This window comes from Nocardiopsis tropica, assembly GCF_042660575.1.
GTDB lineage: Bacteria > Actinomycetota > Actinomycetes > Streptosporangiales > Streptosporangiaceae > Nocardiopsis > Nocardiopsis tropica.
In genome coordinates this window covers 49241-66385 of the sequence record NZ_JBHSUF010000028.1, presented here as the reverse complement: position 1 = coordinate 66385, position 17145 = coordinate 49241, and the positions used below count along the sequence as shown (strand labels likewise).

The window sequence follows — 17145 nt, the reverse complement described above, 5'->3', positions numbered from 1 at the left end:
GGGTGTGCTGTGGCTCTGCCCCCGCTGGCCGGCCTGGCCGACCTGGCCCGGCTCGGCCTGACCGTCACCGAAGCCGAAGAGCCGCTCATGGAGGCCTACCTGGGTGCCGCTTCGGCGGCGATCCGCCAGGCCGCCGGGGTGCCCATCGCGGAGACGACCTCCACCGTCACCCTGGAGGGCGCGTCGGCCGAGCGGCTGTCCCTGCCGGGACCGCCGGTCACCGCCGTGGAAGCGGTCTCCCTGGACGGCGAGGCGGTCGCCGACTGGCGGCTCGCCTCGCACGCCCTGTGGCGGGCCGCCGGGTGGGCCCCCGGGCACGGCCCCTCCGCGGTGGAGGTGACCTACACGCACGGCCTCCCCGAGGTGCCCGCCGACATCGTCATGCTCGTGTGCCGCATCGCGGCCACGACCCTGCTCGCGTACCGGGCCGAGGCCGACGGCCTGGGCCTGGCCGCCGGGGACGTGCGCTCCGAGCGCATCGGCGACTACTCGGTGACCTACGGCGGGGACGGGCAGATCACCGAACTCGAACTCTCCGACCGGCTCACCCAGAGGCTTGCTGCCCGCTTCGGCGGGGGCGCGTCGGTGATGAGGTCGCGGTGAGACGCGGCACCGGCCACCTGATGAACACGTCGGTGACCGTGTGGCGGGTCGTGCTCGCCGACGACGGCGGGGGCGGGCAGACCGAGGCATGGGCCCCGCAGGGGGAACAGCCCGCGCGCCTGTCCCAGCCCACCGCCCGGCAGCGCGAGGTCGGCGACCAGGAGAACGCGCACCTGACCCACGTGGTGTACCTGCGCCCCGGGGTGGACGTGCGCCGCGGCGACCAGCTCCGCCAACCGGGCCTGCGCTTGGAGGTCGTGGCGGTCTTCGAACCGAGCGTGCGCGGCACCTACCTGCGGGCGGACTGCACATCCCGCCAAGCCGAAGGAGAGTGACATGGCGATCCGCGTCAAGGTCATCGGGACGAAGACGGCCAAGCGCGCGCTCGCGAGGCTGCGCACGGCCATGCACGACGTCCAGGAGGAGGTCGCCCATAAGTGGGCGGACGAGATGTACGCCGGCGCGATCGCCGACGTGCCCATCGACGAGGGCGACCTGGGCGCTGCCCTGGAGAAGCGCGTCAAGGGCAGGGGTCCGACCGCCGAAGGCCAGGTGGGGGTGTGGGACGCGGACGCCTACTACGGCCAGTTCGTCGAGTTCGGCACGTCCAAGATGGCGGCCCAGCCGTTCATGTATCCCAACGCCGCCAAGGCCAACAAGAAGGTGCCGGGCTGGATCCGGGACGGCATCAACGAGCGGCTCCCGTAGATGGCCACCGCGGCATGGCCGATCCAGCAGGCCATCTACCAGCGGTTGTCCACCGACCCCGCCCTGACCGCCCTGGCCACCGTGTGCGACGAGGTGCCCGAACCCGCCCCGTACCCGCACGTGGCCTTCGGGGAGTTCATCGAGGAGCGCCTCGACACCCACGACAACCAGGGCCTGGAAGTGGCGGTCATCCTGCACATCTGGTCCAAGTACCGCGGCTACGCCGAGACGGCGCGGATCCTCGCCCACCTGGACCGGCTGCTGGACCGGCAGCCGCTCACCGTCGTCGGGTTCGAGGACGTGTCGGTCTTCCGCGAGCACCACCGGATGATGCGCGACCCCGACCCCGACATCCGACACTGCCCGGTCAGGTACCGGGTCTGGCTCAGCAAGGAGACATGAGGACATGGCTGGTATCGACGGCTTCGGCACCGAGCTCCGCCGCGGCAGCGACGCCGACCCCGCGGTGTTCACCGCGGTCGGCAACGTCGGCAGCTTCAGCGGGCCGAACATCGAGCGGGAGACCTACGACGTCACCGCCCACGACGGCCCCAACAAGTACAGGGAGTTCATCGGCGGCCTGGTCGACGGCGGCGAGGTGTCGGCCGAGGTGCACTACGACCCCGACAAGCACGACAGCTTCGTCGCGGACTTCGACTCCGACGACGCCATCACCTACCAGATGGAGTCCCCGGTCGGTGAGATCTGGGAGTTCCAGGCGATCCTGACCGGCTTCGAGCGGGAGATGCCCGTGGACGGCCAGATGGCCGCCACCCTGACCTGGAAGGTCACCGGCAAGCCGACCCTGACCCCGGCCCCGTGACCCCGCCTTCACCATCTCTGCGACCTGAACGGACACCACACCTCATGACCGACACCACCGCCCCCGACGTCGAGCGGACCGAGGTCCCCGGTGAGTTCCTGTCCAAGGACGCGATCTTCGACGTCAACGACATCGAGCGCGAGCCGGTCTATGTCCCGCAGTGGAAGGGCAGCGTCATGGTCCAGGCGCTCACCGGCAAGGAACGCGACCGCTTCGAGGCCGAGTTGGCCGGGTTCGCCCGCGGTGGCTCCGGCAAGAAGAAGAACTTCGACAACTTCAGGGCGAGACTCGTGGTCGCCTCCGTCGTCAACCCCGCCACCGGACACCTGATGTTCGGCCAGGGCGATGTCGCCAAGCTCGGCAGCAAGTCCTCGGCCGCGCTGTCGGTGATCGCCGACGTCGCCCAGCGTCTGTCCGGGCTGGCCGAGGGGGACGCCGAGGAGCTGGCGGGGGAATAAGGGCCCGGCCAGAACTCGGCTTCTACTACCGGCTGGCCGGGCACCTGAAGATCGGCACCCTGCACGAGACGCTCTCGCGGATCTCCTCCCGGGAGCTGTCCGGATGGCAGGCCTTCGAACGCGTCCACGGACCGCTCGGGCAGCGCCGCGACGACATCCACACCGCGATGATCATGGCGATGATCGCCAACGCCAACCGTCCCAAGGGCAAGACCGCGGTCCCGGTGGAGAAGTTCCTGCCCGACTGGGACACCGACAAGCCGGTGACCGACGAGGACGTGTGGGCGGCGATCCGCCAGGCCAACGACGCCATGGGCGGCACCACCGGCGAGGACGAGAAGCCGCGCCGCCGCAAGTTCCGCAGCGTGACCTGAGGTAGAGGGGGTGTGCCCCCGTGTCCACGATCGCATCCCTGCTGGTCAAGCTCGGGCTGGACGGCAAACGCTTCGACTCCGGGGCAAAGAAGGCCATCCGGGCGATGGACGACCTGGCCCGCCGGGCCGAAGGCCTGTCGAAGCTGTCCAAGATCGCCGGCCTCGCGACCCTGGGCGCGTCCGCCGTGGCGCTGACCGGAGCCCTGGGCCCGGCCTCGGCCGCGCTCCTGGCGCTCCCGGCCGCCGCCGCCGTCGCAGGAGCCGCGCTCGCGGTCCTGTCGGTGGGCCTGGCGGGCATGGGGGACGCCATGGCCGCCGTGGCGTCCGGCGATGCGGCCGCCCTGGAGGAAGCCCTCCAGGGCCTGGCCCCCTCGGCGCAGGCCTTCGTCCGCTCCTGGGCGGGCATCCGCCAGCAGTTCGCGCCGATCCAGCAGGCCGTCCAGCAGCGGCTCTTCGCGGGACTCGGTGAGGAGATGGCCTCGCTCGCCAGCGGCGTCATGCCGACCCTGGACCGGGGCATGACCGAGGTCGCCGACTCCCTGAACAGCTTGGCCGGCGAAGCCATGTCGGCGATGAACACGCCCCTGTTCCAGGGGGCGCTGGCCGACACCTTCACCGGCACGGCCGCCGCGACGAGCAGCTTCGGCGGTCTCCTGGGTCCTCTGCTCACCCTGCTCCTCCAGCTCTCCGCGGCCGGGCTGCCGCTGGTCACCCGGTTCACGGACTGGGCGGCCGGCGCCACCGAGGCCGCGACCGCGTTCCTGGGCACGGAGGCCGGAGCGGCCCGCCTGTCCGAGATCGTCACGACCGCCGGTGACACCATGGCCCAGCTCGGCCGGATCGTCGCCGACCTGGGGCTCGGCCTGGGCAGCCTGTTCGGTGCGGCGTCCGGCGGTGGCGCGTCCCTGCTCGACACCATCGAGCAGCTGGTCGGCCGCTTCCGCGAGTGGGCCGCCTCCGCCGACGGTCAGGCCGCGATGGCCGAGGTCTTCGACGTCCTGGCGGCGGCCGGTGAGCAGCTGCTCACCACCATCCCGCAGATCCTCGGCGTGATCGGCGCCCTGCTCGGCCTGTTCCAGTCCCTGCCGGCCCCGATCCAGGAGAACGCCGCCGCCATCCTCGCGTGGGCGGTCATCCTGGGCCCGGTCGTCGGCAAGCTCACCTCGCTCATCGGCATCGTCAAGGGCATCGCCCCCGCGGTCAAGGCCATCGCCGGACCGCTCGGCAAGCTCACCATGGCCATGGGCAAGCTCGGCGTCCAGGCGCTCCTCATGGGTGCGCGGATGCTCGCCGGGTGGCTGCTGGGCATGGGCCCGATCGGGTGGATCATCCTCGCGGTGATCGCCCTGGTGGCGCTGATCATCCTGTACTGGGACCAGATCGTCGCCGCCATCACGATCGCGTGGGAGTGGATCAAGCAGGCCACGATCACCGCGTGGAACACCGTGGTCGCGTGGCTGACCGGCATCTGGGCCTCGATCGTGGCCACCGCCACCGCCGCCTGGGAGTGGCTCAAGTCAGCCGTCTCCGCCGCGTGGAACTGGCTGGTCGGACTGTTCATGACCTACCACCCGGTGGGCATCCTGATGTCGCACTGGGAGCAGATCAAGGCGGCAGCCGCCGCGGCCTGGGCGTGGATCAAGGCCAGGGTGTCCGCCCTCTGGAACGGCCTCGTGGCGTTCATCTCCGGCGGGATCGCCAAGGTCAAGGCGTTCATCTCGGACGGGTTCAACGCCGCGAAGAACATCGCGATCGCCGCGGTCCTCGGCCTGCACAACCGGGTGGTCGCCACGATCGCCCGGGTGGTCTCCACCGTCCGAGGCATCCCCGGGAAGATCCGCTCCGCCCTGGGCAACCTCGGCAACCTGCTGAAGAGCGCAGGCAGGAACATCATCCAGGGCCTGATCGACGGCGTGACCGGCATGATCGGCAGCCTGCGCGACAAGTTCTCCGGCATCACGAACATGATCCCGGAGTGGAAGGGGCCGATGTCCGTGGACCTGCGGCTCCTGGAGCCGACGGGCGCGGCCATCATGAGCGGCCTCACCAGCGGTATCGAGGGGTCCCTGCCCGGCCTGCGCTCCACCCTGGGCGACGTCACCAAGGAGATCCCTTCCAACGTCAGTGCGAGCGTCCGTCACAGCGGCAGCTCGGAGGTGCGCGTGACATTCGACTTCACCGGCGCCGACGGCGAGTTCAAGAAGGCGATCCGCAAGATCGTCCGCATCGACGGCCGGGGAAGCGTACAGGCCGCGTTCGGGAGGTGAGGCCGTGGTTGCCGTGCGCGTGCTCGTGGAGCTGATGGTCGGCGGGCAGTGGGTGGACATCACCCGTGACGTCTACGTTCGAGAGGACATCAGCATCAGCCGCGGCCGTGCCGACGAGGGTGCCGAGGTCGACCCCGGCACGTGCTCGTTGGTGCTGAACAACAGGTCGGGGAGGTATTCGCCGAGGAACCCGCGCAGTCCGTACCACGGCAGGATCGGCCGGAACACCCCGATCAGGGTGTCGGTGCGCCACGGCGACCGGCTGATCCCGCGGTTCGTCGGCGAGGTCGCCGCGTGGCCTCCCCGCTGGGACCTGTCCGGCAACGACGTGTACACCCCGATCGAAGCGGCCGGCATCCTGCGACGGCTGAACGCGAGCTCGTCGCCGCTGCAGTCCTCGCTCGTCCGGTTCGTCCTCGCCTCGGGCCCGGCCGCGTACTGGCCGCTGACCGACGGTGCCGACACACAGAACGCCGCGCCGCTGCTCGGCGGGAACATCGCCTACCTGAACAACCGGGAAGGTGAGATCACGATGCCGATGCGGTGGACCGGCTTCGACCTCGCCCCCCACCTGGAACCCGTGGCGACCCTGCCCGACAAGGTCCTCCGGGGGGTGTTCCGCGGCTACATCCTGCCCGGCCACCGCCCGCAGTGGTGGGCGGCCGAGTTCGTCCGCGGTGGTGTCGGGGGGTTCGACAGCTTCGGTATGCAGCTCGTCGGCGCCGGCACCGACGCCGACCCGACCCGCATGTGGTACCTGGGATTCGAACACCCGACGCGGACGCTGTTCGTGTCCTACTTCCGGGCCGGCGACAGCGACGCGCGAACCACCGTGCTGCGCCAGGACATCGCCGCGCCGCAGGTGTTCGAGGACGACACCGCACACGTGTTCCGGCTGGAGTGCGCACCCCATCAGGGCGGTACGTCGTGGCGGGTGTGCGTGGACGGCGCGCAGATCGCGAACGGTCAGCTCAACGAGCCCGCGCGCCCGCCGCTGAGATGGGTCTACGACTGGTTCGTCCCCGATGACGACCGGGCCGCGCCGGCGTCGCTGGGGCACGTCACGATCTGGGACGGCACCGTCTCGCCCGGTCCCGAGCAGATCATGCTCGCCTACCACGGCCACGCCGGGGAGACCGCAGGACAGCGCATCATCCGCGTGTGCGAGGAGACCGGCCTGCCGGTGACGGTCCTCGGCGACCCCGATGACACACAGCTCGTCGGGGCCCAGCAGATGACCTCGCCCCTCGACGTGCTGTCCGCGGCCGCTGCGGCCGACGGCGGCATTCTCCACGAGGACCGTGCGGAACCCCGGCTCGTCTACCGCACCAACCGCAGCCGCTACAACCACGGCTTGCAGCTCTCACAGGAGGAATGACCCATGGCGCTGACGAACGCGCTGTTCGACCCGATGCTCGACGGCGGCGCCACGGTCGCCGTCGAGGCGTCCCTGCACACCGCCGACCCCGGCAGCTCCGGCGGGTCCGAGGTGACCGGGGGCGGCTACGCCCGGCAGCCGGTCACCTGGGCCGCGGCGTCCGGGGGCAGCGTCGCGACCGGCGCCCCGGTCGTGTTCAACGTCCCCGGCTCGACGACCGTCACGCACGCCGGGCTGTGGACATCGGGCGGAACCTGGCTCGGCTCACTGGCCCTGGCCGCCCCCGAGCAGTTCGCCGCCCCCGGGACCCTGACCGTCGACCCGATGACGCTCACCCTGACCGACTGATCAGCGAAGGGGGTGCACCATGGCCACACTCGTCGACAACCGCCTCGACGGCACACCTGGCACCGCGCCGACCCCGGCATCCCTCGCCGCCTCGGCGACCACCGGAGCCGTCGGTATCGCGAACGCCGGCGGTACCGCCGGCGCCGGCCGTGCCCGCTACGACACCGCGCAGACCGTGCACGGGCTGTCGACGATCCGGGTCGACACCTCGTACCAGCGGATCGGAACGCCGCGGCTCACTCTGGCGTTGCCGCCGTCGGGTCCGTGGTGGGCGCGCTGGTACGTGTGGATGCCCACCATGCAGAACGCCGGGTTCGGCATCGACGAGGTCCGGTTGCACGCCTCGTTCCCCGACACCGGACTGAACCTCGTCATCCACGAGACGGCGTCCGGCAACGCCGGGACGAGGCTGCAGCCCAACGACCTCGCCGCGACCGCGATCAACTGGAACGCCGAGACCGGCAACGCGATCGGCATCGGGCAGTGGTGGCGCCTCGAACTGTCCTACGACGGCGCCGACTTCACCTCGCGCGTCTACGCCGGACACGACACCGGCCGCGCCCGCGTGCACACCTGGAACGGGCGCGACGTCGGCCGTTCCCTGGCCCTGACCGGCTACCGGTACCGGCGCGGCGTGATCCTGCGCCCCGGCGACACCGACGCGACCACCGGCGGGCAGGTCTCGCAGATGCAGCGCGACCTCATGGCGCTCGGCTACGAGCTGCCGCAGTGGGGCGCTGACGGCGATTACGGCCAGGAGGCCGCCAACGCCGTCGTGGCCTTCCAGTCCGGCCACGGCTACGGTGTCGTCGACGGCATCGCCGGCCCCGAGACCCTCGCCGGCATCGCCCTCGCACTGCGCCTGCGGGCCACCCCCGACGACTACCCGGCACCGCTGTGGCTCTCACACGTGGCCGTCTCCGACTCCGGACCGATCGGACCCGCCCCACAGCAGCAGGACATCACGACCTCGGCGGGCGCTGCCGTCGCCGTGTCCGGGACCCTCGCCGTCCGCGCCGTGCAGGGACCGCAGCAGCCGGCCGTCGGCGAGCTGCGGCTGACCGGCACCGCCCCGGCGACGAAGGCAGCGCGCACCACCGCGACGGGAACCCTCTCGGCCGCCGGACTCACCGAAGCCGCGCACCGCACCACGGGCACGAACGCCTCGACCACGACCACGGCGAGCGGCGCCGCGGCCGTGGCGAAGGGGTCGACCACGACCGCCGCCGGCGGCATGGCCGCGCAGACCGGAGCCGAGGCGGGCAAACACGGCGTCACCACCGCTGCGGCGACGGCCCGTGCGTCCGGTGCGGCATGGTCCGGCGGCGCCCGGTCCGCGATCGCCCTGGACTACGCCGCAGGACACGTGTCCGCACCCTTCGAGCCGGTCGACGACGACCAGGCGCTGACCAACGACGTCGTCGCACGGCGCATCGACGGCGCCGAGTTCCGAGTGACCCAGCAGACGGGACCGCTGAACGCGGCCGACCCCCCGCTCGGCGTGGGCCGCTACGAGACCTCGGTCGAGCTGAACACGATGTACGACGTCCAGCTCCGCGACCACGCCGGGTGGCGCGTACACCTGGGGACCTGGGACGAGGCCCGTTATCCGACGGTGAGCGTGGACCTGGCCCGCAACCCCGGCCTGACCGAGAACGTCGCGAGCAGGGAGTCGGGCGACTGGCTGCAGGTGCTCAACCCCCCGCCGTGGCTGCCGCCCGGCCCGATCGACCTGCTGATCGAGGGCTACACCGAGACCCTGAACACCCACACATGGCGCGTCGAGTTCAACGCCTCCTCGGGGGGACCCTGGGTCGTCGGTGTGGTCGACGACCCCGACGACGAGGAACCGACCGGGCCGCGCGGTCCCGACCGCGCCGACACCGAGGCGTGCGAGCTGACCGCCGCCGTCGACGCCGACGACACGACCTTGACCGTGGCCACGACGGTCGGCCCCCCGTGGATCGACTCGGCGAACCACGCCGCCATGTTCCCGCTCGACCTGGTCCTCGGCGGCGAGATCGTGCGGGTGACCGCGATCGCGGGGACCGGGGCGACGCAGACGCTGACCGTCGAGCGCTCCCTGAACCGCATCGCCAAACCGCATCCCGCCGGCACCGCCGTCTCACTCGCGCGCCCGGCCGTCGTCGGTCTGTAGACCAAGGAGAGAACCCGTGCACCTATGGCGCGCAGGCGAGATCATCACCGCCGACAAGCTGACACCGCGCATTCTGTCGGGCGCTGAGTACATGGACTTCCCCACGCCCATCCCCAACGCCCAGAACCCGCAGTACTACCGCGGCGAACGCCGTGTGACCTTCCCGAACGGGTTCTTCACCGCCGAGCCGCAGGTACTCATCACCGCGCGAACCGGTGTGCCCGGCGTGTTCCTCGAAGTCAGCTACCAGAACAAGAGCGTTTCCGGATTCATGATCCACGTCGCACGCCAGAACGTCACGCAGACGTGGGTCGACTGGGTCGCGATCCAGGTTCCGGACCTGTAGGGGCCGTGTGCACGACACCCCCTGTACGCGGTCGGGCAGTGCCCGGCGCAAACCACCGGAGACGTGCGGGGACGCCCACCCTCCAGGCGCGCGGCCCCTGACGGTGAGCAGCGCACGTCGTCCCCCACCCCCGACCCCTGAGGAGAAACCTGTGTTGATCGAACGCCTCACCTGGCCGCTGACCATCGCCCACCGCGGTGCCCGCTCCACCGCCCCCGAGAACAGCCTGGAGGCGATCGCCACGGCGATCGACGCCGGGTCCGAGCTGATCGAGATCGACGTGCACCTGGCGGCCGACGGGTCACTGGTGCTCTGCCACGACACGACCCTGTCCCGCACCCACGGTGTGGGGCAGCCGGTGGCCACGCTCACCGCCACGGCGGTGAAGCGGTGGCCCATCCGCTCCTCGGCGCGGCTGGGGCTGACCGGTTGGCCGGACGTGGAGACCGTGACCCTCAACGAGGTGTTCGCGCGCTTCGCCGGCGCGCCGGTGGCCTGGCTGATCGAGGCCAAGTACCCGGCGAACCCCACCGACGCCCAACTCGACGCCGTCGGCGACGCCATCGTGGACCACGTGTTCCGGTGGGATCTCACGAAGAGGGCGATCGTGCAGTCCTTCAACCGGCGCCCCGGGCTGCGCGCGATCGCCGCCCGGATCCCGGCCGGGTACATCGAGACCGCCGGCGGGTCCGACCCGGTCCTCCTGCGGGAGCAGGGGTTCGACTTCTACGGGATGCGCAAGGACGCGCCCCCGGCGCGGATCCAGGCGGCCGCCGACGCCGACCTGCTCCCGCTGATCTACACGATCAATCGCAGATCCGAGCGGGACGCCGCACTGGAGGCGGGCGCGGCGGCGATCGTCACCGATGACCCGCTCTACCTGTCCGACCGGGCCCCGGGCCCGGACCTGTACCAGCTCGGCACGTGGCCGCACGGGCACCTGCCCTCCCCGGTCAACCCGGTCACGGGTGTGCTCGCCGGGGGCGCCCTGGAACTCGCGCCCACCCGGATGGAGACGGGTGTGCCGGAGAACTACACGGCCGCCGTCCTGGGATCCGCCTCGCACGGGACGCCCCCCGGGTCCTGGACATGGGACGTGCGGGTCGCGCTCCTGGAGGCGACCAGCGCCACCCGGTCGGCGCAGATCCAGATCTGCATGGACTCCGACGTGGGCTACCACGACGACGATCACAGCCGTGTGGACTGCTACAACATCCTGATGCGGCCGAACGGGGCCCTGGACCTGTACGCGGCGGCCGACGGCAGTGCCACCCGGCTGGCGACCGCGTCCGGGCCGCCGGTTCCTGTCGGCACCTCGCCGGTGTACGTGCCTCTGCGGATCGAGGTCTCTCCCACGCACGTGAGCGCCCGCCGCCTGGACGCGTCAGGGGTCGTGGCCTCCGCCGCCGATGCCCGGTTCCGGGGCGGGTACGTCGGGGTCGGGGTCCGCTCCGTCCGGGCGCGCTTCATCCCGGGAGGGAGGGCTTGACCGGTGTGGAGGACGGTGGAGGGACCACCCTGGCCGACATCCACCGCGTGGTCGAGGTCGGGCTGACCGCGGTGAACGGAAGGTTGGACGTGGTCATCGAGCGCCTGGAACAGCAGGACAAGCGCGCCGACGCCCACGAGACCCAGTTGGCCACCCTGGACTCCCGGCTGGACGCGGTCGAGCGGGCGGCCGTGACCCGTGAGGACATGGACGCGCGCGGCCGACGCACCGTCAGCGTCGTGGCGGTGGTCGTGTCCGGTATCGGGATCGTGGTCGGTGCGCTGGTCACGATCGCCGTCACGCTCGCCGCCTGAGCGGCGCCCATCCCGTTGTGCCCCGCCTGGTGGCGGGGCTTCGTCATGCAAGGAGGGTCTCTTGGTCTCGATCCGTTCGCGCTCCTCATGGGGCGCGCGTTCCCCCCGGTCCCGCTCGACCACGAGCTGGTCGTCGAGGAGGGAGGTGACGCTGCACTACTCCTACGGTCCCGAGTCGCAGACCCCGCGCCAGATTCAGGCACACCACATGGACGGCAACGGGTGGTCGGACGTGGGCTACAACTTCCTCGTCGACTCCGAGGGGGTCGCCTACGAGGGGCGCGGCTGGACCGTCGTGGGAGCCCACGCCGCGCCGCGCAACACCCAGGGGATCGGCGTCTGCTACATCGGCCGCGACGGTATGACCGACGCGGCCAAGCGCACCGTGATCGCCCTGTACGACGAGGCGTGCGAGCGGGCCGGGCGCGCCCTGGCGCGGCGCGGCCACCGCGACATCAACTCGACGAGCTGCCCCGGCTCCGGCAACTACTCCTGGTGGAAGTCCAGCAACTTCCGCGACGTCGCCGGAAACGGCGCGCACGAGCCGCCGAAGCCCGGGACCTCCGCGCCGAGGTACCCGCTCAAGGCCGGCCACTGGTTCGGCCCGGAGAGCGCGGACGCCCGCAACCACTCCGGGTACTGGTCGGCCGACCGTCCCCACATCCGCAGGATTCGGGACCGCCTCCGCGAGCGCGGCTGGTCCGTCGCCACCGGGGACCGCTACGACACCGAGCTCGCCGGGGTCGTCCGCGCCTTCCAGGCGGAGAAGGGCCTGGCCGCCGACGGCCTCGTCGGCTCCGCGACCTGGCCGGTCCTGTGGACCGCGCCCATCACCTGATCCGGGGAGAGACCCATGCACGAAGCACCCGCCCCCTCGCCCACACCCGTGCGCGACGCCCGCACGCGGGCGCTGCGCACACTCCTCCAGGGCGTGGCCGTCACCGTGCTCGTGGGCGCGGCGACCGCCGTCGCCCAACTCGCCACCGACGGCAGCGTCCTGTCCCTGGCCACGGTCGTCACCGCGGCCGGGACCGGCGCGGGCATGGCGCTCGCCGCCTACGTCCAGCGGCGCCTTGAGGGTCTCGGCCAGTAGGCCCCGCCCCCGCGAACGCCCCCGCTCCTCCCACACGGGAGGGGCGGGGGTTTCGTCATGTCCGCTTGCCCTTGGATATCTGGTCGATCCGGGCGGGGCTGAGTCCGAGTTCGGCGGCGAGCGCGCGCTCGTCACCACCCGGCCGCCGTCAGGGGCCGCGGCGAGAAGGAGGGAGCGGTCGGCGTCCCACCCCTCCGAGCAGGAGGGGCGGGACGCTCTCCGGTCAGTTCACGTGGGCGTCGTGCCACCACCCGGCCCCGGCGCCGAGTCCGTCGAGCTCGACCTGGACACCGGCGGCGAGCCGGTCGCGGGTCGACTCGCCGTCGGCCAGGGCGTGCTCGGCTCGGTAGGCGGCGCGCTCTGTGTCGGTCATGCGAATCCGTACCCAGAACCGGTACTCGTGCGTCGTCTCCTGCATAGATATCCCCCCGTAGGGTCACGGTATCGGTGGGTAGTGACATATATGGCGAAAGCAGGCAATCTACTGTGATCTGGTGTCCTTTGTCCGGTTTTCCGGGTCGGGTGCCGAACCTGGTGCCCTCGACGCCTGGAACGGGGTCTGTGCGGGGTCGCCGGGTCTCTGGTTCGATGGTCCCGGTGCTCATCGGTCCCGTCATGGACCGCGACCTCGACCTGGAGGCGGGTCCCGTCCTCCGGCATCGCGCACCCGTGCTCCGCTGTGGCGTTTCGGCCGCCCATCGCCGTGGACGTGAAGCCGTCGCCGATGCGGGCCGTGAGGGCGGCGGAGTCTGGGGACGGGCCTGTGTGCGGGTTGCTCCGGCCTCGTGTGCGGGGAGGGTCGGAGCTGGGGGCCACGGGGGACTGCCGGGTGGGAGGCGGGGATGCGCGGCCGGGGGGAGCGTAGCCGGTGGCCGGTGGGGCTCGTGAGGGTTCGGCCGTTCCCGCACCCAGGTGGTGCAGCCGATCCGAGAAAGCACTACCTGCAATCCGAGAAAGCACTACCTGTTGCACGACGGTCGTGGTGGCATCCCTCTGACCTCGGCACATGCTCGTCGTACGACGGTTTTCGGCCCGACGACAGAGCGTAGTGCCCTCTTCGGCCACCGTGTCGCCGGGACGCTCCCGCTCGACACGGCGTGGTGGGAAGAGGCAGTCCTCGCGCTCCGCCCGGGAGCCGGCCGGGGGCGCTGCCCGGAACCGTGCCCGCGGCCGTGCGCCCGGGGGCGTGCCCCCGGGCGCACGAACCGCTCTCCCGAACCGGGACCCGGTTCAGGAAACAGGCATTAGCGGTTGTAGTTCGCGATGCACTGGTTGAGCAGGTTCAGGTCCAGGTTGATCAGACCGAGGAAGCTCTGCTGGCTGGTGCAGGCCTCGTACGCCTCGATGTCCGAGCCCTTCTCGCCCGCCAGGGCGGCCCCGGTGCCCATGCCGAGGAGTCCGGCGGCGAACAGAGCGGTCATGGTGATCTTGGCAGCGGTGCGCATTGCTTCCCTTTCGAGAGCGAATATTCGAAGAGGTCGGCCGACCCACCAGGACTGATAACCGTTTGATCACGTTCGGAAACGCAGAGTAGTCAACCAGGTTCTCCGAGGTGGGGTCGCGGGGGGTCTCCGCGGTCGCGATCTTGTCAGTGTCATGGCAGATCAAGGCACCTTTTTCGTAAGTGATTACGAGAGGTGTCAGGTAACTGAAAATCTTGACAGGAGAACCGGGTCGAACCGCCGTGCGAATCTCAACCCCTCCGGTGGTCCTCCGGCGGGGACGGGGCGGGCGAGCCGTCGCGCGTCCGTCCGCCGCGCTCGCGGGCGGAGGTGCGGGTGGAGCCGGCGCTGGCGACGATCACGCACCCCACCGCGAACCACTGCCAGGGCGAGAGCAGTTCGCCCAGCAGGACGAGCCCCACCACCGCGGCCGCGGCGGGCTGCAGGCTCATCAGTACGCCGAACACCCGGGGCGGCATCCGGCGCAGCGCGTTCAGTTCCAGGGTGTAGGGGACGATCGAGGAGAGCACGCCCACCACCAGGCCGAACAGCAGCAGCCGCCAGTCCAGCAGGGCGGCGCCCCCCTCCGCGATCCCGGCCGGGGCCATGATCACCACGCCGACCACGCTGGCGAACGCCAGGCCGGAGGCGCCGCTGAAACGCTGTCCCGTCGCCGCGCTGAGCAGGATGTACCCCGCCCACGCCACCGCCGCGAGCACCGCGAACAGGATGCCCAGCGGGTCCATGGAGCCCGACTCCAGGCCAAGCGCCACCACGCCCAGCCCGGCCAGCCCGGCCCACAGGAGGTCGATCCTGCGCCGTGAGCCCAGAATCGCGATGGCCAGCGGTCCGAGGTACTCGATCGTCACCGCGATCCCCAGCGGGATGCGCGCGAACGCCTGGTAGATGAGGAAGTTCATCATCGCCAACGCGACGCCGTAGCCGACCACCACCAGCCAGTCGGTCCGGCTTCGGGCCCGGAGCGCGGGACGGACCAGCAGGACCAGGAGCACCGCCGAGGTGAGCAGCCGCAGCCACACGACGGCGGCCGGGGGAAGCTCCTCGAACAGGTTCTTGGCCACGCCCGCGCCGGTTTGCACGGAGACGATGCTGACCATCACCAGCCAGACCGGCGGTATCGCCTCCGCCGCGGTCCGCAGGGAGAAGGGTTCCTTGGGGGTGGCCGGGGTGCTCATGGGTATTCATCCTACGTTTTCGGTTCTCCGCTCGGCCTCCCCGCCCTCGTCCCGGCGGCCCTCCGGTCCCGCGTTCCCCGCACGCGCGCGCGACCTCCGGGGTTCCGCATGCGCCCCGGCGGCCGGGACCACGGGCGGGACGGCGGGCGGGCGGTGGATCACGGCGGTCAGGACCAGCAGCCAGGCCACCACCACGACCAGGGGCTGGAGCAGGGTCATGACCAGGCCGAACACCGTCCTCTCCGCCTGGTCGGTGAGGATCTGCAACCCGATCCACAGGAACGGCAGCGCCGCCGCCACGAGGTTCGTCACCAGGGCGGCCCACACCAGCCCCCGGCGGGCGGGCGGGCGCCACACCAGCAGTGCGCCGCCCGCCACGAGCAGCATGAGCGGCGGTCCGAGGTACCGGACCACGATGAACCAGGGGACTCCGATGGCTTCCATGGCGGGACCCTATCGAGGCCCGCCCGGGGGCGAACGTGCGCGAAGTACGTCAAGTGGTGTCAAATAGTGCGGGGTCGTGGCCGACACGGCCCTCACCCGTCGCCCGCTGGAGTGTCCTCACATGTCCCGACGCCGAGCCCGCAGCGCCCCCCGTGTCCAGGAACGGCACGTGCCGACCTGGCCGGTCTTCGCCGGAGCGCTGGCGCTCGTCCTCGTCGCCGTCATCGGCGGCTACACGGGCGGCCTCCTCGCCGCCGGCTCCGGAGAACCGGAGGAACCGGCGATGGACGTGGTCTCCGGCATCCTCGTCGAGCCCTCCGGCGCGCCGGAGGAGACCGGGGAGCCCGAGGAGGAAGAGGAGTACGTCCACCCCGCCGGGATGGACCCCGCGCTCTCCTACGTCCTCCAGAACGTGCACGGCGACCGCGTCGCCGACGTCGCGGGCGCCTCCACCGACAACGGCGCCCCCGTCCACCTGTGGGACCGCCACGACGCGGAGAACCAGCAGTGGAGGTTCGTCCCGCTCGACGAACAGGGCTTCTACGAGATCGAGGGCGTCGGCAGCGGCAAGGTCCTGGAGGTCGCGGCCGACCCCGCGCAGCCCGCCGCCACGCTGCTCACCCGGACCGGGGCGCCCAACCAGCACTGGTCGGTGGTCGAGGTCGGCAGCGGCGTCGTCCGGCTGGTCAACCGGGCCACGGGCCGCGCCCTCGAAGGGCAGGGCGGCGCGCCCGACAACGGCACGGCGATCGTCCAGGCGCCCGACGGCTCCCACGCCCACCAGCAGTGGCGCCTGCTCCCCATGGGCTGATCCGCGACGGGCCCCCGAGGCCCGGACGGCCCCGCGGCGACGCCCCGGTCCGGTGTCAGCCGACGAGGAGCGACCGGGCGGTCTTCCAGCACTCGTCGTCGGAGGCGCAGAGCAGGCCCACGGCGTCGTCGCCCGGACGGTACTCGCCGCCGTCCGGGCGCAGGCACACGCCTCCGGCCTCGGTCAGCATCAGGGAGCCGGGGGCGTGGTCCCAGGGCAGGGTCCTGTGGAACAGCAGGAAGTCCTGCCCGCCCTCGAACAGGAGCGGGTAGTCCACGCCGACGCAGTGCGAGCCCGGTCCCATGGACGCGAAGCGTGTGGCGGCCTCCTCCACGCGCCGCTTCGCGGCGGGGGCGAGGAACCGCGTCGCGGCCGAGCCGTGCAGGCGGGCCGGATCGGCCGGTGCGGGCTCCCGGCGCACCCTCACGCCGTCGCGCCAGGTGCCGGACCCGCGCTCCGCGACGTAGACCCGGTCCTCGGTGGGGCGCAGGATCCACGCTGCGACGGTCTCGCCGTGGCGCACCAGGGCGGCCATCACCGCGAAGCGCGTGTCGCCCCGGACGAAGTTGCGGGTTCCGTCGACCGGGTCGACCAGCCACGCCACGGGCTCCCCGTACAGGGCGCGGAGCAGGCCGGGGTCGTCCGAGGCGGCCTCCTCGCCCACGACCGGCGCCGCGACGACGTCGCGCAGGCGGGCGCCGATCAGCTCCTCGGCCTCGCGGTCGGCGACCGTGACGAGCTCGCCCGGGGCCTTCTCGGTGACCTCGCCCTCGGACAGGGACCGGAAGCGGGGGAGGACTGCCGCCTCCGCCGCCTCGCGGAGGATCTCGGTGACCGCGTCGACGTCGAGCATGCGCCCCATCCTAGGAGCGGCGGGCGCGGGCGCGGGGACC

22 protein-coding genes are annotated in these 17145 nt (G+C 71.7%); 17 read left to right on the top strand and 5 right to left on the bottom strand.

Going from position 1 to position 17145, the window contains the following annotated elements:
• Positions 1 to 9: 9 nt before the first annotated feature.
• The 16 genes from ACFQBR_RS31135 to ACFQBR_RS31060 all read left to right on the top strand — a co-directional run bounded on the left by ACFQBR_RS31135 (position 10) and on the right by ACFQBR_RS31060 (position 12359).
• Positions 10 to 603: a head-tail connector protein gene (locus ACFQBR_RS31135; RefSeq protein WP_344182329.1), complete on the top strand. Its 594-nt coding sequence runs from the start codon at positions 10 to 12 to the stop codon at positions 601 to 603.
• Positions 600 to 938 (top strand): head-tail adaptor protein, encoded by a 339-nt coding sequence (locus tag ACFQBR_RS31130; protein ID WP_344182331.1) that lies wholly within the window; start codon positions 600 to 602, stop codon positions 936 to 938. The genes ACFQBR_RS31135 and ACFQBR_RS31130 overlap by 4 nt, the downstream gene beginning before the upstream one ends.
• Position 939: 1 nt before the next feature.
• Positions 940 to 1311, top strand: a complete 372-nt coding sequence (locus ACFQBR_RS31125; protein ID WP_344182333.1) for an HK97-gp10 family putative phage morphogenesis protein — start codon at positions 940 to 942, stop codon at positions 1309 to 1311.
• Complete coding sequence (locus tag ACFQBR_RS31120; RefSeq protein WP_344182335.1) at positions 1312 to 1713, top strand: DUF3168 domain-containing protein; 402 nt, start codon at positions 1312 to 1314, stop codon at positions 1711 to 1713.
• Between the two features lie 4 nt (positions 1714 to 1717).
• Positions 1718 to 2134 (top strand): phage tail tube protein, encoded by a 417-nt coding sequence (locus tag ACFQBR_RS31115; RefSeq protein ID WP_344182337.1) that lies wholly within the window; start codon positions 1718 to 1720, stop codon positions 2132 to 2134.
• 44 nt (positions 2135 to 2178) lie between these two features.
• Entirely contained in the window at positions 2179 to 2592 is a 414-nt protein-coding gene (locus ACFQBR_RS31110) for a hypothetical protein (protein ID WP_344182339.1), read from the top strand.
• Positions 2589 to 2966, top strand: coding sequence for a phage tail assembly protein T (locus ACFQBR_RS33690; RefSeq protein ID WP_465264171.1), 378 nt, complete (start codon positions 2589 to 2591; stop codon positions 2964 to 2966). Before ACFQBR_RS31110 ends, ACFQBR_RS33690 begins: the two co-directional genes overlap by 4 nt.
• Positions 2967 to 2986: 20 nt before the next feature.
• On the top strand, positions 2987 to 5233 hold the full coding sequence (locus tag ACFQBR_RS31100; RefSeq protein ID WP_344182343.1) for a phage tail protein: 2247 nt from the start codon (positions 2987 to 2989) through the stop codon (positions 5231 to 5233).
• A 4-nt stretch (positions 5234 to 5237) separates the two neighbouring features.
• The gene (locus tag ACFQBR_RS31095; protein ID WP_344182345.1) at positions 5238 to 6611 is read left to right on the top strand and encodes a hypothetical protein; all 1374 of its coding nucleotides are present in this window, start codon (positions 5238 to 5240) and stop codon (positions 6609 to 6611) included.
• Positions 6612 to 6614: 3 nt separating this feature from the next.
• Positions 6615 to 6959 (top strand): phage tail fiber protein, encoded by a 345-nt coding sequence (locus tag ACFQBR_RS31090; RefSeq protein WP_344182347.1) that lies wholly within the window; start codon positions 6615 to 6617, stop codon positions 6957 to 6959.
• A gap of 19 nt (positions 6960 to 6978) precedes the next feature.
• A complete protein-coding gene (locus ACFQBR_RS31085) occupies positions 6979 to 9117 on the top strand; it encodes a peptidoglycan-binding domain-containing protein (protein WP_344182349.1) in 2139 nt (712 codons plus the stop codon).
• A 16-nt stretch (positions 9118 to 9133) separates the two neighbouring features.
• Positions 9134 to 9463 (top strand): hypothetical protein, encoded by a 330-nt coding sequence (locus tag ACFQBR_RS31080; RefSeq protein ID WP_344182351.1) that lies wholly within the window; start codon positions 9134 to 9136, stop codon positions 9461 to 9463.
• 151 nt (positions 9464 to 9614) lie between these two features.
• The gene (locus tag ACFQBR_RS31075; RefSeq protein WP_344182353.1) at positions 9615 to 10952 is read left to right on the top strand and encodes a glycerophosphodiester phosphodiesterase; all 1338 of its coding nucleotides are present in this window, start codon (positions 9615 to 9617) and stop codon (positions 10950 to 10952) included.
• Between the two features lie 5 nt (positions 10953 to 10957).
• Positions 10958 to 11266, top strand: a complete 309-nt coding sequence (locus ACFQBR_RS31070; protein ID WP_344182374.1) for a hypothetical protein — start codon at positions 10958 to 10960, stop codon at positions 11264 to 11266.
• Positions 11267 to 11327: 61 nt separating this feature from the next.
• A complete protein-coding gene (locus ACFQBR_RS31065) occupies positions 11328 to 12104 on the top strand; it encodes a peptidoglycan-binding domain-containing protein (protein WP_344182355.1) in 777 nt (258 codons plus the stop codon).
• Between the two features lie 15 nt (positions 12105 to 12119).
• Positions 12120 to 12359 carry a hypothetical protein gene (locus tag ACFQBR_RS31060; RefSeq protein ID WP_344182357.1) on the top strand — a complete coding sequence of 80 codons (240 nt, stop codon included), beginning with the start codon at positions 12120 to 12122 and terminating at the stop codon, positions 12357 to 12359.
• A 223-nt stretch (positions 12360 to 12582) separates the two neighbouring features.
• Here ACFQBR_RS31060 and ACFQBR_RS31055 read toward each other — a convergent pair whose 3' ends face one another.
• The 4 genes from ACFQBR_RS31055 to ACFQBR_RS31040 all read right to left on the bottom strand — a co-directional run bounded on the left by ACFQBR_RS31055 (position 12583) and on the right by ACFQBR_RS31040 (position 15441).
• Positions 12583 to 12732, bottom strand: a complete 150-nt coding sequence (locus ACFQBR_RS31055) for a hypothetical protein (protein ID WP_344182359.1) — start codon at positions 12730 to 12732, stop codon at positions 12583 to 12585.
• An 871-nt stretch (positions 12733 to 13603) separates the two neighbouring features.
• Entirely contained in the window at positions 13604 to 13804 is a 201-nt protein-coding gene (locus tag ACFQBR_RS31050) for a hypothetical protein (protein WP_267949033.1), read from the bottom strand.
• Positions 13805 to 14052: 248 nt separating this feature from the next.
• Complete coding sequence (locus ACFQBR_RS31045) at positions 14053 to 14997, bottom strand: EamA family transporter (RefSeq protein WP_344182361.1); 945 nt, start codon at positions 14995 to 14997, stop codon at positions 14053 to 14055.
• Between the two features lie 6 nt (positions 14998 to 15003).
• Complete coding sequence (locus tag ACFQBR_RS31040) at positions 15004 to 15441, bottom strand: hypothetical protein (RefSeq protein WP_344182363.1); 438 nt, start codon at positions 15439 to 15441, stop codon at positions 15004 to 15006.
• 121 nt (positions 15442 to 15562) lie between these two features.
• On the opposite strand from ACFQBR_RS31040, the gene ACFQBR_RS31035 reads away from it, so the two are divergent.
• Entirely contained in the window at positions 15563 to 16252 is a 690-nt protein-coding gene (locus ACFQBR_RS31035) for an RICIN domain-containing protein (RefSeq protein WP_344182365.1), read from the top strand.
• Positions 16253 to 16307: 55 nt separating this feature from the next.
• Here the strand turns inward: ACFQBR_RS31035 and ACFQBR_RS31030 are convergent, their stop codons facing one another.
• Complete coding sequence (locus tag ACFQBR_RS31030; RefSeq protein ID WP_344182367.1) at positions 16308 to 17105, bottom strand: inositol monophosphatase family protein; 798 nt, start codon at positions 17103 to 17105, stop codon at positions 16308 to 16310.
• Positions 17106 to 17145 lie beyond the last annotated feature (40 nt).

What these genes read in the sequence shown, in the direction of transcription:
- ACFQBR_RS31125 (WP_344182333.1), top strand. Translation starts at nt 940, where the DNA reads ATGGCGATCCGCGTCAAGGTCATCGGGACGAAGACGGCCAAGCGCGCG.
- ACFQBR_RS31115 (WP_344182337.1), top strand. Translation starts at nt 1,718, where the DNA reads ATGGCTGGTATCGACGGCTTCGGCACCGAGCTCCGCCGCGGCAGCGAC.
- ACFQBR_RS31040 (WP_344182363.1), bottom strand. Translation starts at nt 15,441, where the DNA reads ATGGAAGCCATCGGAGTCCCCTGGTTCATCGTGGTCCGGTACCTCGGA.
- ACFQBR_RS31060 (WP_344182357.1), top strand. Translation starts at nt 12,120, where the DNA reads ATGCACGAAGCACCCGCCCCCTCGCCCACACCCGTGCGCGACGCCCGC.
- ACFQBR_RS31055 (WP_344182359.1), bottom strand. Translation starts at nt 12,732, where the DNA reads ATGACCGACACAGAGCGCGCCGCCTACCGAGCCGAGCACGCCCTGGCC.
- ACFQBR_RS31045 (WP_344182361.1), bottom strand. Translation starts at nt 14,997, where the DNA reads ATGAGCACCCCGGCCACCCCCAAGGAACCCTTCTCCCTGCGGACCGCG.
- ACFQBR_RS31120 (WP_344182335.1), top strand. Translation starts at nt 1,312, where the DNA reads ATGGCCACCGCGGCATGGCCGATCCAGCAGGCCATCTACCAGCGGTTG.
- ACFQBR_RS31030 (WP_344182367.1), bottom strand. Translation starts at nt 17,105, where the DNA reads ATGCTCGACGTCGACGCGGTCACCGAGATCCTCCGCGAGGCGGCGGAG.
- ACFQBR_RS31050 (WP_267949033.1), bottom strand. Translation starts at nt 13,804, where the DNA reads ATGCGCACCGCTGCCAAGATCACCATGACCGCTCTGTTCGCCGCCGGA.
- ACFQBR_RS31090 (WP_344182347.1), top strand. Translation starts at nt 6,615, where the DNA reads ATGGCGCTGACGAACGCGCTGTTCGACCCGATGCTCGACGGCGGCGCC.
- ACFQBR_RS31085 (WP_344182349.1), top strand. Translation starts at nt 6,979, where the DNA reads ATGGCCACACTCGTCGACAACCGCCTCGACGGCACACCTGGCACCGCG.
- ACFQBR_RS31035 (WP_344182365.1), top strand. Translation starts at nt 15,563, where the DNA reads ATGTCCCGACGCCGAGCCCGCAGCGCCCCCCGTGTCCAGGAACGGCAC.
- ACFQBR_RS31110 (WP_344182339.1), top strand. Translation starts at nt 2,179, where the DNA reads ATGACCGACACCACCGCCCCCGACGTCGAGCGGACCGAGGTCCCCGGT.